Genomic DNA, 16,255 nt, shown 5'->3' with positions numbered 1-16,255 from the left:
AAGACAAAGTCTTTTTCCGAACAAAGGTGGTACCACGATTTTCGTCCTTTTTAGCGATTCGTGGTTTTTAATTTGTCTATATAATAAAGGAGATATAATGAAACTCAAAGATACCCTAAATCTTGGAAAAACTGAATTTCCAATGCGTGCTGGACTTCCTACTAAAGAACCACTATGGCAAAAAGAGTGGGACGAAGCGAAACTTTACCAACGTCGTCAAGAATTGAACCAAGGAAAACCGCATTTCACCTTGCACGATGGACCTCCCTATGCCAACGGAAATATCCACGTTGGGCACGCCATGAACAAGATTTCTAAAGATATTATTGTTCGTTCAAAATCGATGTCAGGTTTTTATGCGCCTTACATCCCAGGTTGGGATACACATGGTCTGCCAATCGAGCAAGTATTGGCAAAACAGGGTGTTAAACGCAAAGAAATGGACTTGGTTGAGTACTTGAAACTTTGCCGCGAGTACGCTCTTTCTCAAGTTGATAAACAACGTGAAGACTTTAAACGTTTGGGTGTTTCTGGTGACTGGGAAAATCCTTATGTGACTTTGACTCCAGACTATGAAGCAGCTCAAATCCGTGTCTTTGGTGAAATGGCTAAAAAAGGCTATATCTACCGTGGTGCCAAGCCAGTTTACTGGTCATGGTCATCTGAATCAGCTCTTGCAGAAGCAGAAATTGAATATCATGACTTGCTTTCAACTTCCCTTTACTATGCTAACCGCGTCAAAGACGGAAAAGGTGTTCTAGATACAGATACTTATATCGTTGTCTGGACCACAACTCCATTTACTATCACAGCTTCTCGTGGTTTGACTGTTGGAGCGGATATCGATTACGTAGTCGTACAACCAGCTGGTGAATCTCGTAAGTTTGTGGTTGCTTCAGAATTGTTGACTAGTTTGTCTGAAAAATTTGGCTGGGCTGATGTTCAGGTCTTGGCAACCTACCGTGGTCAAGAATTGAACCATATCGTAACAGCTCACCCTTGGGATACGGCTGTAGATGAGTTGGTAATCCTTGGTGACCACGTTACGACTGACTCTGGTACTGGTATCGTCCATACAGCCCCTGGTTTTGGTGAGGACGACTACAATGTCGGTGTTGCTAACGGTCTTGAAGTTGCTGTAACAGTTAACGAACGTGGGATCATGATGGAAAATGCTGGTCCTGACTTTGCAGGTCAATTCTATGACAAGGTTGTGCCAACTGTTATTGAAAAACTTGGAAATCTTCTCCTTGCGCAAGAAGAAATCTCTCACTCCTACCCATTCGACTGGCGTACGAAAAAACCAATCATCTGGCGTGCGGTGCCACAGTGGTTTGCCTCAGTATCTAAATTCCGCCAAGAAATCTTGGATGAAATTGAAAAAGTGAAATTCCATTCAGAATGGGGTAAAGTACGCCTTTACAACATGATTCGTGACCGTGGCGACTGGGTTATCTCTCGTCAACGTGCTTGGGGAGTTCCCCTTCCTATCTTCTATGCTGAAGACGGAACGCCAATCATGACAGCTGAAACGATCGAGCACGTGGCTCAACTCTTTGAGAAACATGGTTCTATCATCTGGTGGGAACGTGATGCCAAAGACCTCTTGCCAGAAGGATTTACGCATCCAGGTTCACCAAATGGTGAGTTCAAGAAAGAAACAGACATCATGGACGTTTGGTTTGACTCAGGTTCATCATGGAATGGAGTAGTGGTTAACCGTCCAGAACTCAAATATCCAGCAGACCTCTACCTTGAAGGTTCTGACCAATACCGTGGTTGGTTCAACTCATCACTTATCACATCTGTTGCCAACCATGGCGTGGCTCCTTACAAACAAATCTTGTCACAAGGTTTTGCCCTTGACGGTAAAGGTGAGAAGATGTCTAAATCTCTTGGAAATACCATTGCGCCAAGCGATGTTGAAAAACAATTCGGTGCTGAAATCTTGCGTCTCTGGGTAACAAGTGTAGACTCAAGCAACGACGTTCGTATCTCTATGGATATCTTGAGTCAAGTCTCTGAAACCTACCGTAAGATCCGTAACACCCTTCGTTTCTTGATTGCCAATACATCTGACTTTAACCCAGCTCAAGATGCAGTCGCTTACGATGAGCTTCGTTCAGTTGATAAGTACATGACTATTCGCTTTAACCAGCTTGTGAAAACGATTCGTGATGCTTATGCAAACTTTGAATTCTTGACAATCTATAAGGCCTTGGTGAACTTTATCAACGTTGACTTGTCAGCCTTCTACCTTGATTTTGCCAAAGACGTTGTTTACATCGAAGGTGCCAAATCACTCGAACGTCGTCAAATGCAGACTGTCTTTTATGACATTCTTGTCAAAATCACGAAACTCTTGACACCTATCCTTCCTCACACTGCAGAGGAAATCTGGTCATACCTTGAGTTTGAAGCTGAAGACTATGTTCAGTTGTCAGAATTGCCAGAAGCGGAAATCTTTGCTAACCAAGAAGAAATCTTGGATACCTGGGCAGCCTTCATGGACTTCCGTGGTCAAGCTCAAAAAGCCTTGGAAGAAGCTCGTAATGCAAAAGTAATCGGTAAATCACTCGAAGCACATTTGACGGTCTATCCAAATGAAGTGGTGAAAACTTTGCTCGAAGCAGTAAACAGCAATGTAGCCCAACTTTTGATCGTGTCAGAATTAACCATCGCAGAAGGTGCAGCTCCAGAGAGTGCAGTTAACTTTGAGGATGTGGCTTTCACAGTTGACCGTGCGGCTGGTGAGGTTTGTGACCGTTGCCGTCGTATCGATCCAACAACGGCAGAACGTGGCTACCACGCAGTCATCTGTGACCACTGTGCAAGCATTGTAGAAGAAAACTTTGCGGACGCAGTCGCAGAAGGATTTGAAGCGAAATAATCAGAAAGAGACTGAGAAAAGTCGCTAAAATCATAAAAACGCATAATATCAAGAGTTCAAGTGCCTTGATATTATGCGTTTTATCATGGAAAAATTTACTAGTCCATTTCCTCAAATGAAGTTCTTCCTGGTCTGCCCGTGTAGATAATTAACATAATCAACTATTCAGTTTTCTCATAATTTTATATTTCCACTAATTATAAAGAGACTATAGAACTTAAAATTATTTTTTGAAAATCAATATTTATTATAAAATTTTATAAGACTGTTTAATTTTTAGATAAATTATGATTGAATAATACCTATAAAAATTTTAAGGAGATTATTATGAAAACAAATACACTTGCTCGTGTCAACGCTATTTTTGGTCTTATTTCAGGAATTGTATTGCTTTTAGGGCCAGTCATCATGTTCATCATGGCTATTGGAGCTGCTGCGGCAACTGAAGACGCAGATATAACGGTTGGGACATTGACAGGGCTCTCAATTATTTTGTCATTGGTTTAAATTGCTGTTTTAGTATTGGGAATTGTGGCTATAGTTTATTATAAAGATGATGAACGTGTTACGAATGCACCTTCTGTTTTGCTCATTGTAGGTGGTGCGGTCGGCTTGATTCCATTTTTGGGATGGGTAGGTGGAATTCTAACCATTATTGGTGGTTCACTTTACTTTGGAACATTGAAAAAATTTGTAATTGAAGAGTAGTAGTTTTTTAATTATTTAGGAGAGACTGCTTCATTTTCTGTTGAGAACAATTATGATAATATAATAAAGAGAAGGCTGAGAAGCTCTTCTCTTTTTCGTTGATTTTCACTAGCTTTTTTGTGAAAAATTGTGTAAAATGGAATAGATAAAAGAGGACAACCTCGAAAAATAAAAGGAGAATCCATCTAATGGTAAAATTGGTTTTTGCTCGCCACGGTGAGTCTGAATGGAACAAAGCTAACCTTTTCACTGGTTGGGCTGATGTTGATTTGTCTGAAAAAGGAACACAACAAGCGATTGACGCTGGTAAATTGATCAAAGAAGCTGGTATCGAATTTGACCAAGCTTACACTTCAGTATTGAAACGTGCGATCAAAACTACAAACTTGGCTCTTGAAGCTGCTGACCAATTGTGGGTTCCAGTTGAAAAATCATGGCGCTTGAACGAACGTCACTACGGTGGTTTGACTGGTAAAAACAAGGCTGAAGCTGCTGAACAATTTGGTGATGAGCAAGTTCACATCTGGCGTCGTTCATATGATGTATTGCCTCCGGCAATGAACCGTGATGATGAGCACTCAGCTCACACTGACCGTCGTTACGCTTCACTTGACGACTCAGTTATCCCAGATGCTGAAAATTTGAAAGTAACTTTGGAACGTGCCCTTCCATTCTGGGAAGACAAAATCGCTCCAGCACTTAAAGATGGTAAAAACGTATTCGTAGGAGCTCACGGTAACTCAATTCGTGCCCTTGTAAAACACATCAAACGCTTGTCAGACGACGAAATCATGGACGTGGAAATCCCTAACTTCCCACCATTGGTATTCGAATTTGACGAAAAATTGAACGTAGTTTCTGAATACTACCTTGGAAAATAATCTATAAACAGAAAGCTTAGGAATTCCTAGGCTTTTTTGTTTTTGCTTCTAGTTTCCAACTAGTTGAAAAAGCGTTATAATGATAGTAAAGAGTGACTTAATTGTAAGAAAGAGAGAAGGACGATGGCTTATATTGAAATGAAACACAGCTACAAGCGTTACAAGGTTGGGGATACGGAGATTGTGGCTAATCGCGATGTGAATTTTGAAATTGAAAAGGGGGAGCTGGTCATTATCCTTGGTGCTTCAGGTGCTGGAAAATCAACCGTTCTTAATCTCCTAGGAGGTATGGATACCAATGATGAGGGGGAAATTTGGATTGATGGTATCAATATTGCCGACTACACTTCGTACCAACGAACAAACTATCGTCGTGAAGATGTAGGCTTTGTTTTTCAATTTTACAATCTGGTCTCTAATCTGACAGCTAAGGAAAATGTGGAACTGGCTTCAGAAATCGTGACAGATGCCTTGGATCCAGAGCAAGTGCTCAAAGACGTAGGTCTGGCCCATCGCCTCAATAACTTTCCAGCCCAGCTTTCTGGAGGGGAGCAACAGCGAGTCTCCATTGCACGCGCTGTAGCCAAAAATCCTAAAATTCTCCTCTGTGATGAACCGACAGGTGCCTTGGATTACCAGACGGGGAAGCAAGTCTTGAAGATTCTCCAAGACATGTCTCGTCAAAAAGGAGCGACGGTGATTATCGTGACCCACAATGGCGCGCTAGCCCCTATTGCAGATCGGGTGATTCACATGCGCGATGCCACGGTTAAGAGCATGACGATCAATGAGCATCCGCAGGATATCGATACATTGGAGTATTAGGATGAAAAAAACATATCGGAAAGACCTATTTCAGTCAGTGACGACTTCAAAAGGACGCTTTGTTTCTATCTTAACCTTGATGATGCTGGGTTCTTTAGCCCTAGTAGGTCTTAAAGTAGCCAGTCCAAACATGGAACGTACGGCAGGGGATTATCTCCGTAAAGCCAATACCTTGGATCTGGCCGTAATAGCTGATTATGGCTTGGATAAAGAAGACCAGGACGAACTAAAGACCCTTCAAGGAGCGAGTGTTGAGTTTGGCTATATGGCAGACCTAACCGTTGAAAATAGTGAAGAAGCGGTTCGACTTTATTCCAAACCAGAGAGCATTTCAACCTTCCAAGTGACGGAAGGTCGACTGCCAGAAGCTGATGGGGAAATTGCCCTAGCTGACTTCTGGAAAGACCGTTATCAGATTGGACAGGCTATCACCTTTAGCAAGAAAGAAGAAGGGAAGTCCGTTATAAAATCCCAAACTTTCACAATTACTGGATTTGTTCAGTCGGGTGAGATGCTTTCTCAAAAAGACTTAGGGAGTGCTAGTAGTGGAAATGGAAGCTTGGCTGGTTATGGAGTTATTTTACCCAGCCAGTTTGACTCAGATGTTTATAGTATTGCGCGTGTGCGCTATGACGATTTAAAAAATCTGGATGCTTTTTCATCAGACTATAAGAGCAAACGAACTCAACATCAGGAAGAGTTGCAAGACTTGCTGGCTGATAATGGTCAAAAAAGATTGGCAACTATCAAAGCAAATGGGCAAAAGAGCCTGGAAGATGGGAAAGAACAGCTCCAAACTGCTGATAGCAACCTTGAAAATGGCAAGAGTCAGTTAGAGCAGGCTGAAAGTCGCTTGAAAAACCAAGAAGAACAAGTGACCGCTTTACCAGAACCGCAAAAGAGTCAAATCAAGGGACAGCTGACAAAAGCTAAGGAAGAATTGACGGCTAAAAAAGAAAAACTGGCTCAGACAGAGAGTGATCTATCTAAGGAAAAATGGAAGCTTGAACAGCGTCAGAAAGAGCTTGATGAACTGGCAGAGCCAAAATACCACGTATACAATCGTCAAACCATGCCAGGTGGTCAAGGCTATCTCATGTACAGCAATGCATCATCAAGCATTCGTTCAGTCGGGAATATCTTCCCCGTTGTGCTTTATATGGTCGCTGCAATTGTGACCTTTACAACGATGACTCGCTTTGTGGATGAAGAGCGTACCAATGCTGGTATTTTCAAGGCTCTAGGTTACAGGAATCAAGATATTATTGCCAAGTTCGTCCTCTATGGTTTTCTTGCAGGAACTGTGGGAACCGTTTTAGGAACACTTCTTGGACATTATCTCCTTGCCGGCGTGATTTCGGATGTTATAACAGCTGGGATGGTCGTTGGTAAAAGTCAGGAGTATTTTTACTGGTCTTATAGCCTCCTTGCCCTAGCTTTAAGTTGGGTATCCAGCGTTTTGCCGGCTTATCTGGTGGCTCGGAGGGAATTACACGATGAAGCAGCCCAACTCTTACTTCCAAAACCTCCCGTTAAGGGATCAAAGATTTTGCTGGAACGCCTGAGCTTTATTTGGAGTCGTTTGAGTTTTACTCATAAGGTTACGGCAAGAAATATCTTTCGTTATAAGCAACGAATGTTGATGACCATTTTTGGAGTTGCAGGTTCGGTGGCTCTCCTATTTGCAGGTCTTGGCATTCAGTCATCTGTGGGAGGAGTTGTGGAGCGCCAATTTGAACAAATCCAGCAATATCAGATGATTGTAGCGGAAAAGAGCAGTGCGAGTGAGCAAGAAAAAACAGATCTAGAAAGTGCCTTGCAGGCTGAATCTATCCACGCTTATCAAAAGATTTACTCTAAATCCATTGAAAAAGATTTCAAAGGAAAAGCAGGACTTCAAACCATCACCATGATGGTCACAAACAGAGAAGACTTCAAACCCTTTATCGCATTAGAGGAAAATGGGCAAGAGGTACAGGTCACTGATGGAGCAGTCGTGAGTCAAAAATTAGCCCAACTAGCAGGTGTTACGGTTGGGGATGAGCTGGAGCTTGATGGGAAGGAAATCAAGGTCGTGGCTATTTCTGAAAACTATGTTGGACACTTTGTTTATCTCAACCGAGCGATTTACGAACAAGTCTATGGAACCAGTCCGCAAGACAATACCTACCTAGTAAAATTAAAAGAGCCAACACCTTCCAATACGGAGAAAGAAGCGGCTACTTTCATGGGAAAAGCTGCTGTTTCTGGGGTCGTCCAAAATGCGACAGCCATCCATCTCTTTGAATCCGTGGCTAGTTCGCTCAATAAAACCATGGCAATCCTTGTCCTTGTTTCCGTTTTACTAGCCATTGTCATTCTCTACAATCTTACTAACATCAATGTCGCAGAACGTATCCGTGAACTTTCCACTATCAAGGTTCTCGGTTTCCACAATAAAGAAGTGACCCTCTATATCTACCGCGAGACTATGGTGCTGTCCCTTGTGGGGATTGTTCTCGGTTTGATAGCAGGCTACTATTTACATCAATTTTTGATACAAATGATTTCACCTGCCACCATACTTTTTTATCCACGAGTCAGCTGGGAAGTCTCTGCTCTTCCAATCGTCGCAGTGACTGTAATCTTAGCCTTACTGGGCCTCTTTGTCAATCATCACTTGAGAAAGGTGGATATGCTCGAAGCCCTGAAATCAGTAGAGTAATTCAAGGTTTTAAACAGTAAATCAGTTGACAAAGTCTCTGCTTCTTGGTAGAATAAGAACTGTCGTAAAGACAAATAACTTCTTCTTGGTTACAGGCATGCCAACCTGTCACTCGGATGAAGCCAAATAAAAAGGAGAAACATCATGGCAATCTCAAAAGAGAAAAAAAATGAAATCATCGCACAATATGCACGTCACGAAGGTGATACAGGTTCAGTAGAGGTTCAAGTTGCTGTCCTTACTTGGGAAATCAACCACCTTAACGAACACATCAAACAACACAAAAAAGACCACGCTACTTACCGTGGATTGATGAAAAAAATCGGTCGCCGTCGTAACTTGCTTGCATACTTGCGTAAAAACGACGTTAACCGTTACCGTGAGTTGATCAACTCTCTAGGACTTCGTCGTTAATCTTGCGTCTAAAACGTTTCTATACTTCGTTGCCTTCGCCTCGATGTACCATCAGTACAATCTTCGGCTTGTCGCCTAGTCTATAAACGTTTTATCCAGCAAGAATCATGATGCTAAGGGCGATAAAAATCCGTATGAAAATAGGGAAACGACGCAGTGTTCGATGAACACAAGGAGTTTCATCTTTTTCACTAGGATTTTAGCCTAGGCTCAAATTAGCTCTCTGGATTCAGAGGGCTTTTTATGTTGTCACCTTACCTCGATATACTCAAATATAATATTCGGTTACAGTTCCTAGCACTTTAAGGTAAAATAAACCAGATTTTCTCCCTTCGGGGAGATTTTTTATTTCGCTAACATTTTCGTACAATCTTTGGCTCGTCGCCTAGTCTATAAACGTTTTAGCCCGAGCTCAAATCAGCTCTCTGGATTCAGAGGGGCTTTTTGTTAGTTATAAGATTATTCTATTATCTAAATATAGTATAAACTAGGGCTTGTATTCAAAACATGGTATAATAGGCCTATATAGCTAAATGAAGTGAACTATCACTAGGGATTCGAGAAAAGGATAGAACAGTCATGTCAACAGTAAAAAGTGATCTAAATATTGCGCAAACCTATGCGAGTCAGCTTAAAAATGCTTGTCAATCGTTAACAGCAATTGCTGTGGCTAGTCAAGATGATCGAACGACCCTTCAAGGGAATAACAAAGCCCATCAATGTCTGACAAAGTCTCAAAATCTAGCTAGTCAGATCACAGCTGCTGTCACCCTGACTTCAGAACGACTGCACTCTATAGCGAGTGATTTTGAAGCGCTAGATGAAGCGGGTGCCAATGGTTTTAGGAGTCATACATGAGCAAGTTAGATGAGTTGAAGAAAAGAGAGCGAGAACTCTTGTACCAGCTAGAAGACAATGGAAAAGAGAAATACCGCACTAAAGAACTGATAGAAACCTTTGAAGGATATGATAGAGCCAGCCACCGTTATCAAAGTGATTTGTGGGAGGCGGCCTATCAGAGCCGATACGCAGGACAGTTGGAAGAAACGCTCCTACAAAGAAACCAACTCAAAAACCAAATCTTTGAGGATCTCACCTATCACATGGATGATTTGAAGAAAGAAAAGTTCCGGTTAGAGGGAGACTTGGATGCGGTTTACTATGAAAGGCGCAAGGAACTAGAAAGAGAGGAGGAGACACGACATGGGCATTGATATGTATTTGGAACAATCACAACTACAAAGTTCAAGTGTAGCGACCATGTGCCAATCTCAGGTGGAGGCTTATCAAGATTTGCAATCAGCCATCCAAAAGTTTTCAGAGGATACAGAGAGTCTAAAGGGCGATGCTTATAATTCGGCTAGAAGTTTTTTTGCAAGTGTCTTATTGCCCTTGAGCAAAGGGGGACAGCTCTATGCAGAAACCTTCTCTCAAGCCATCAAGAAATTACCAGCAGACTACCAAACGATGGTCGACAGCAAGAGTTGGCGTGAGGATGATCTGCTTGATAAGATCCGCCAGGAAGAGCAGATGATCGCCTACCTAGATGAAGTCAACCAATCCCTTTCTTCCTTGACCATGGATAGCGAAGAAAAAGGAAGATTGAGACGCAGTAATGTGGAACTCATGCGAGGACACCACGCGAATAAACGTGTCTATGAAACGATTTTGAAAGACCTGCGTGCCTATGATAGCTATTCAGGAGGACTGTTCGATGATCTAGACAGTATCGATGTGCAACTGAGTCGAGGACTGGCCCAGATCGAATCGAGCTGGGATGCCAAGCAAGGCGTCTTTAAAGTCCCATCTGACCTGACTTGGGCCAACTATCTGACTGCCTATGCTGATACAAAGGACTTGCAACTCAGCCGTCAAGAGAAGGCCTTTGTCCAAACCATGATGGCAGAATACGGCTTTGACGCCGAGACAGCCCAGCAACTCTTGACCATCAAGCAGGGGATAGACAAGAAGTTCCCAACCTCAAGTCAAGAGTTCCGTGACTATATCTTTTTGCGAGTTGTCGGTGCCGCCTACTATGATGGGTTTAAGTGGAATGAAACAGCAGGTAGTTTGGGGCATTATTTTTATAATGAATTTGTGAGTGATCCGCAGACAGGCCAAAAATGGAGAACTTTGAAACCAGTTCTTGAAATCTTTCAAGAACTTGGATTGAAAGAAGAAAAGGCTAAAGAACTGTATTATAATCTTAGACTGCAGCATGCGTTATCAAATGGTGGCGATACTGTTAAGAAAATGCATGAATCGGATTTAAGTAGTGGTACTAATAGATATGAGGATGCAAAGAAGAACTATCAAGATGCTTATGGTACTACAGAAGGTTTTGACCAATTTTGGGATAGAAAACTAAAGGCTTATTCTAACAATGGAGCGGGCCATGCAGACTTTACCCACCAGTCCATCACTATGGCTACTCATCTTAATCCTAATCAAGTTCAGTTAGCTGATGTCTATGGCGGTAGAGAGCATGTCAAGGACTTATCAGGCTGGGAGGGAGATACGACCTTTAATGCAAACGATATGAAACCAAGTATCGGAGAAGATGATTACAAGGCAGATTTGGACTCAGTCAACCTTATCGGCCGTATGCAGAAGGGGCAATCCTATGACCAAGCTATCTCTTCTTACTATGCTGACCTTCAAAAAGACTCCTCTCAGAGAGAAAGGGAATTCTTAAAAAATAAGGATTGGAAACATGTCAAAGGTACAATCTACGCAGGGGTAGCGCCTGCGGATATACTGAGAAAGGGTGAGGCATCTATTAAAGAGTATATTGAGGAAAAATACCCAGAAGTGTCCACATTTTTAAATCGCTTGGAAGCCGTGGCGGAGTAGGAGGATGATGATGAAGAAAATATTCAGTTTATTAGCTTTAGTCTTACTAGTTGTATTATTTTGCTTTTACTTTTTTCCTAAACAACCTAAAAACATTTTTGATGAAATCTATCAAGAAACGGCAAAAAATTATTTGGGCTATTATAACTTCAATGACTTAAAAAATGTGACAGTAAAAAATCGAAAGCTTTATGATTCGAATATGAATGAAACGGATAAGTATGAATCAATAATAACATACGATGATTCTTCTCTTGGAAGCGATGTGAAGAACTTAGAACTACGGTTTAATTTTGATGGTAGTAGTAAAGGGGTAAATATTTGGTTTGAAAGATATGCTAACTCAGGAGAAAAAATTAACTTTGTTATTCATTATGAATTTAAGAAAAAAGTATTAGTTAAAAAAATTATGATTTATGAAATTAGATCAGAAACATACATTAAAGACGAGGCCCAAGTGAAATCCTACTTAGAGCAGTATGGTATCACTGCCAAGGATTTGGATTCTTACTACGACGAAATCGTAAATCAGAAAGTCTTGAAGGACTGGTGTACCATTTATGACAGCAAGTACTCGCCAAGCAACTATGGCGATGTCAAGATTGAAACCCAGTGGGAGAATTGGTGACAACATGAAGAAACTCCTAGGCCTAGTAGCCTTATTCGTGATAATCATATCATCCTGTTTCTACTTTTTTGTGCGTCAACCTAAAAACATTTTTGATGAGATTTACCAAGAAACGGAGAAAACTTATCTAGAAAATAATGTCTTTAACAAGTTGAAAGATGTTAAGACACATAAATATCAAGAGTATAGTGATGATTCTAAATTTTATCCAAGTGTCGCCTATGAGGGAAATGCTTTACCAGATAGCTATGAGAAAATTGCTATAGATTTTAATTTTAAATCCGAAGCTCAATTAAGCTTGATTTCATTTGAAAAACGGATAGAGCCCAACGTTAGTATAAAAATGTGGACTGTATATTCTCATAAAGAACGTAGTTTAAAAAAATTTGTCAAAATAGGATTAAAGAAAGCAGATACGGAAACATACATCGAAGACGAAGCTCAGGTGAAATCCTACCTAGAGCAGTACGGTATCACTGCCAAGGATTTGGATTTTTATTACGACGAAATCGTCAACCAGAAAGTCTTGAAAGACTGGTGTTCTATTTATGACAGCAAGTACTCGCCAAGCAACTATGGCGATGTCAAGGTTGAAACCCAGTGGGAGAATTGGTGATATAAAGAATTTTCACTAATTTTATAGACAGCTAAGCTCTCTGACTTCAGAGGGCTTTTTCTATATATGTCTCTATCCTTGTTCATCTAATAGAAATATGGTATACTTTTTATGAGAATTTTCTAAATTTTTAAGATTCTATCAAAGGAGGTTTGCATGCTTTCCAAATTTTCTGGAAGCCGACGGGACCTGCAATTTGTGTTACTTTTAGGTATTTTGCTAGTTGTTTTAGGTATTTCCCTCTTTCTAGCAGTTTCTATGGGATCCGTTTCGATTGATCTAGGAGATACCTATCGGATCATTTTGAGCAGATTGGGATTTCCTCTTGAGATAGGAGAGGTTTCCAAGTCTACTCTTGCCATTGTATGGAACATGAGATTCCCCCGAGTATTGTTAGGCTTGATAGTAGGGGCAGGTCTTTCTATGTGTGGCAGCGTGATGCAGTCTACAGTGAACAATCCCATCGCAGAGCCTTATGTCTTAGGCATCTCTGCGGGCGCAACTTTAGGGGCAACCTTGAGCATCATTCTTGGTTTGAAAGTGATGATTAGCCTTGGAGCTTTTTTAGGAGCTATTTTGGCAACAGTCGCTGTCCTCATCATTGCCTCTATGCAGGGAAGGATGACGACTTCTAGCCTGATCTTATCAGGAACGGTGGTCAATGCTCTTTTTCTAGCATTTTCCAACTTTATTATCTCTGTTGGCGCTAATGCTGACAGTGTGATGACCATTAAGTTTTGGACCATGGGCTCGCTTGCTGGGACTACCTGGTCTGACTTAGTCCTGCCAACTATAGTAGTAGGAATGGCCTTTCTATTTTTCTCTACTCAGTATCGTGTTTTTAATGCGATGATGATGGGAGATGAGGCTGCTTTAACTTTGGGGATTCCCTTACGCTTTTATTGGTATCTTTATGTGACCATGGTAGCTGTGCTGACAGCAGTCTTGGTGGCAACCTGTGGAATTATTGGATTTGTTGGTCTGATTACTCCTCACTTAGCTCGAGGGTTAGTAGGAACGAATTACAGGAGACTTTTTCCCGTTGCGACCTTACTGGGCGCCCTCTTTGTCGTCTGGGCAGATGTACTTTCTCGTGTCATCATTCCAAATGCTGAGATGCCGATTGGTATTTTCACAGCCTTAGTAGGTGCTCCCTTCTTTATCTACATTGTTGGAGGTAGGCGAAGGGAGGTGAGGGCCTGATATGGACTTGATTTGTCAGGATGTCCACTTTGGACTAGGAGAGAAAAAAATCCTCAAAGGAGTTTCTCTTAAGGTTGAGGGGCATCAATTTTATACGATACTTGGGCCAAATGGAAGTGGGAAAACCAGCCTGCTTAAACTCCTCTATCGTCAGGAAAAGGCGGACAAAGGCTTGATAAGCTTAGATGGAAAGCCACTAGAGCATTGGTCACTCAAAGAAACAGCCAAGCAAATGGCAGTTGTCACCCAGTTCAATCAATTGCAGTTTGATTGTACAGTTGAGGAAATCGTCTTGCTGGGAAGAACTCCCCACCTCTCTTTTCTACAAAAGGAAAAGGAAAGGGATTATGCCCTCGTTCAAGATGCTCTCGTCAAGGTGGATATGCTTGAGAAGAAAACTCGTCTCTATTCGTCTCTGTCAGGGGGGGAGAAACAGCGAGTCTTATTAGCCCGTGCCTTGGCGCAAGAACCGACTCTCTTGCTCCTGGACGAACCAACCAATCACCTGGATATCAAGTATCAGCTAGACTTGTTGGCCATTGTAAAGAATCTCAAAGTCAATGTTCTAGCTGTCCTGCATGATATTCAACTTGCTTGTCGCTATTCGGATTATCTCTATCTGATGAAAGAGGGGGAAATCCTTTACCAAGGGACTCCAAAGGAGACCATCACCCCTGAGTCATTGCAAACTGTATATGGAGTTCAAAGTCAGGTGACTTGGACCGAGGATCAGCAAGCCATGATTCACTATTTATAAAAATGAAAAGGAAAACAAGATGAAAAAAACACTAAGCATTTTACTCGTAACAGTAGCTACCCTAACCATGGCGGCTTGTGGTAATACTACTACAGAAAAAGCTACTACACAATCTAGCACAGAAACAAGTCAAAAGGCCAGCACAGAGACGACTTATCCACTTACGGTCAAGACATATGATGCTAAGGGAAATGAAGTCGAACAAGTCTTTGACAAGGCACCTGAAAAAGTTATCACCAACAATCTTTCAACCACTGAAATCTTATTGGAGCTAGGATTGAAGGATAAAATTGCTGGCATGCTCAACCCGGACAATGCTGTAACAGGTAAATACAAAGATGCGATTGCGACGATTCCTCAAATTGGGGATAAAAAAACAGTCTCTCAAGAGACAGTCCTTTCTTATGAACCAGATGCTGTGATGGGTCGAAACATGATGTTTTCTGAAAAATCCTTGGGAACAGTTAGCACTTGGAATGAAAACAAAATCCCAGTCTATACGCAAAAAGCTTCTCTCTCAACAATTCAGCAAGATTTGGGGAATATTGTAGAAGATGTCAAAAATCTTGGAATGATTTTTAATGTGCAGGACAAGGCCAATGAATATGCAGCTCAATTACAAGCTAAAATTGATGCTGTTAAGAAAGCAAACCCAGCAAGCCAAGGTGAAAAGAAAAAGGCTTTGATTATGGTTGCTTATAATGACGAAACCTTTGGTGCATACAAGTCTGCTTTGCAAGAAAGCTTGTTGAATCAACTTGGTTATACCAACGTCGCAACGGGAACATCAGGCTTGACCTTGGAAAATCTCGTGTCAATGGATCCTGAGTTGATTATCTATGTAACCAGCGACCGCAATAAAAAATTGGATGCCAACGCAGTAGAGTTGATGAAGAAAAATGCTGTTTTGGAAAATGTTCCTGCTATTAAGAATCAAAAAATCATGACTATCTCTTACGATGAGTTGATGGACTATGGTCCAGCAGTGATTGATTCCCTTGAGAAAATTAATGACTTTATCAATAAATAATGAGTTTGATTGGGAAGGGATCCAAGTTAAGGTCAGCCTTCCTTCGATCTATGATCCCAATCAAACCTATCCAGCGATTCTCTTGAATGATGGAGACTTGGATTTCCTATCTTCCCTTTCTGAATCTGTGATTTTAGTGGGCTTGACCTCTAAAAATCGCCTAGATGACTACACTCCCTGGAAGGCATCTGCGCTGAGAGAGGGGGCTCCAGATTTTGGTGGTCAGGCAAATGCCTATCATGGTCATTTATTTGGTAGTCTTTTAGAAAAGTTGCAGGCGCTTTATCGCCTGGACAAAGATCGTCTTGCCTATGGAGGGTATTCACTGGGAGGTTTGGTGGCAGTCTACAGTCTTTTCGGATTTGACAAGGTCTCCTGTGTCTTCTCGATTTGCGGTTCCTTTTGGTATCCTGATTTTGTGGCTTACTGCAAGGAACAAAAGTTGAAGAATCTGGACTGCTTGCTGTATATACTAAATGGTCAAACAGAAGGAGCCCATCATACCAATCGCTTGGCCCAAGCACCAGTCTATGCTGAGCGGATTCATACCAGTCTTCAGAAGCGCTATCCGACTGGTCAGTTTGTTTTTGATCCTTATGTGCATCATGAACAAGTGGCTGAGCGATTTGTGGCTTTTTCTAACTGGTTGGCAAAGAAATGGGAGATTGAATCATAACCACCCGTCTAACGGGTGGTTTGTACTAGGGCTATAAGCCCAAATTACCAGCCAGCGCCTAAAGACGCTG

General features: G+C 41.6%; 14 protein-coding genes and 1 pseudogene. All 15 read left to right on the top strand.

Annotated features, from left to right (window positions below; translation table 11 throughout):
- Window positions 1-97 precede the first annotated feature (97 nt).
- The 15 genes and pseudogenes from ileS (at window position 98) to K1I53_RS03330 (ending at window position 16,185) form a co-directional block, all read left to right on the top strand.
- A complete protein-coding gene (ileS, locus tag K1I53_RS03400; protein ID WP_223328355.1) occupies window positions 98-2,890 on the top strand; it encodes an isoleucine--tRNA ligase in 2,793 nt (930 codons plus the stop codon).
- Window positions 2,891-3,217: 327 nt separating this feature from the next.
- Window positions 3,218-3,598: pseudogene (locus K1I53_RS03395) on the top strand (hypothetical protein).
- 188 nt (window positions 3,599-3,786) lie between these two features.
- Window positions 3,787-4,479 carry a phosphoglycerate mutase gene (locus tag K1I53_RS03390; RefSeq protein WP_223328353.1) on the top strand — a complete coding sequence of 231 codons (693 nt, stop codon included), beginning with the start codon at window positions 3,787-3,789 and terminating at the stop codon, window positions 4,477-4,479.
- A gap of 123 nt (window positions 4,480-4,602) precedes the next feature.
- Window positions 4,603-5,304, top strand: coding sequence for an ABC transporter ATP-binding protein (locus K1I53_RS03385; RefSeq protein ID WP_223328352.1), 702 nt, complete (start codon window positions 4,603-4,605; stop codon window positions 5,302-5,304).
- Window positions 5,300-8,008: an FtsX-like permease family protein gene (locus tag K1I53_RS03380; RefSeq protein ID WP_223328428.1), complete on the top strand. Its 2,709-nt coding sequence runs from the start codon at window positions 5,300-5,302 to the stop codon at window positions 8,006-8,008. The genes K1I53_RS03385 and K1I53_RS03380 overlap by 5 nt, the downstream gene beginning before the upstream one ends.
- Window positions 8,009-8,152: 144 nt before the next feature.
- Window positions 8,153-8,422 (top strand): 30S ribosomal protein S15, encoded by a 270-nt coding sequence (gene rpsO / locus K1I53_RS03375; RefSeq protein WP_001018251.1) that lies wholly within the window; start codon window positions 8,153-8,155, stop codon window positions 8,420-8,422.
- Between the two features lie 579 nt (window positions 8,423-9,001).
- A complete protein-coding gene (locus K1I53_RS03370) occupies window positions 9,002-9,280 on the top strand; it encodes a TIGR04197 family type VII secretion effector (protein ID WP_223328350.1) in 279 nt (92 codons plus the stop codon).
- Entirely contained in the window at window positions 9,277-9,636 is a 360-nt protein-coding gene (locus tag K1I53_RS03365; protein WP_223328349.1) for a hypothetical protein, read from the top strand. Before K1I53_RS03370 ends, K1I53_RS03365 begins: the two co-directional genes overlap by 4 nt.
- On the top strand, window positions 9,626-11,275 hold the full coding sequence (locus K1I53_RS03360) for a T7SS effector LXG polymorphic toxin (protein ID WP_223328347.1): 1,650 nt from the start codon (window positions 9,626-9,628) through the stop codon (window positions 11,273-11,275). Before K1I53_RS03365 ends, K1I53_RS03360 begins: the two co-directional genes overlap by 11 nt.
- A gap of 10 nt (window positions 11,276-11,285) precedes the next feature.
- Window positions 11,286-11,903, top strand: a complete 618-nt coding sequence (locus K1I53_RS03355; RefSeq protein ID WP_223328345.1) for a TipC family immunity protein — start codon at window positions 11,286-11,288, stop codon at window positions 11,901-11,903.
- Window positions 11,904-11,907: 4 nt separating this feature from the next.
- A complete protein-coding gene (locus tag K1I53_RS03350) occupies window positions 11,908-12,519 on the top strand; it encodes a TipC family immunity protein (RefSeq protein ID WP_223328427.1) in 612 nt (203 codons plus the stop codon).
- Between the two features lie 156 nt (window positions 12,520-12,675).
- On the top strand, window positions 12,676-13,722 hold the full coding sequence (locus tag K1I53_RS03345; RefSeq protein ID WP_093584518.1) for a FecCD family ABC transporter permease: 1,047 nt from the start codon (window positions 12,676-12,678) through the stop codon (window positions 13,720-13,722).
- A 1-nt stretch (window position 13,723) separates the two neighbouring features.
- Complete coding sequence (locus tag K1I53_RS03340; RefSeq protein ID WP_223328344.1) at window positions 13,724-14,479, top strand: ABC transporter ATP-binding protein; 756 nt, start codon at window positions 13,724-13,726, stop codon at window positions 14,477-14,479.
- Window positions 14,480-14,498: 19 nt separating this feature from the next.
- Window positions 14,499-15,509: an ABC transporter substrate-binding protein gene (locus K1I53_RS03335; RefSeq protein ID WP_084976086.1), complete on the top strand. Its 1,011-nt coding sequence runs from the start codon at window positions 14,499-14,501 to the stop codon at window positions 15,507-15,509.
- Window positions 15,490-16,185, top strand: coding sequence for an alpha/beta hydrolase-fold protein (locus tag K1I53_RS03330; protein ID WP_223328343.1), 696 nt, complete (start codon window positions 15,490-15,492; stop codon window positions 16,183-16,185). The genes K1I53_RS03335 and K1I53_RS03330 overlap by 20 nt, the downstream gene beginning before the upstream one ends.
- The last annotated feature ends 70 nt before the right edge of the window (window positions 16,186-16,255 follow it).

The organism is Streptococcus oralis, from assembly GCF_019929365.1.
GTDB lineage: Bacteria > Bacillota > Bacilli > Lactobacillales > Streptococcaceae > Streptococcus > Streptococcus oralis_BT.
The sequence above is the reverse complement of the archived record's forward strand: the minus strand, read 5'-3'. Positions and strand labels throughout refer to the sequence as shown.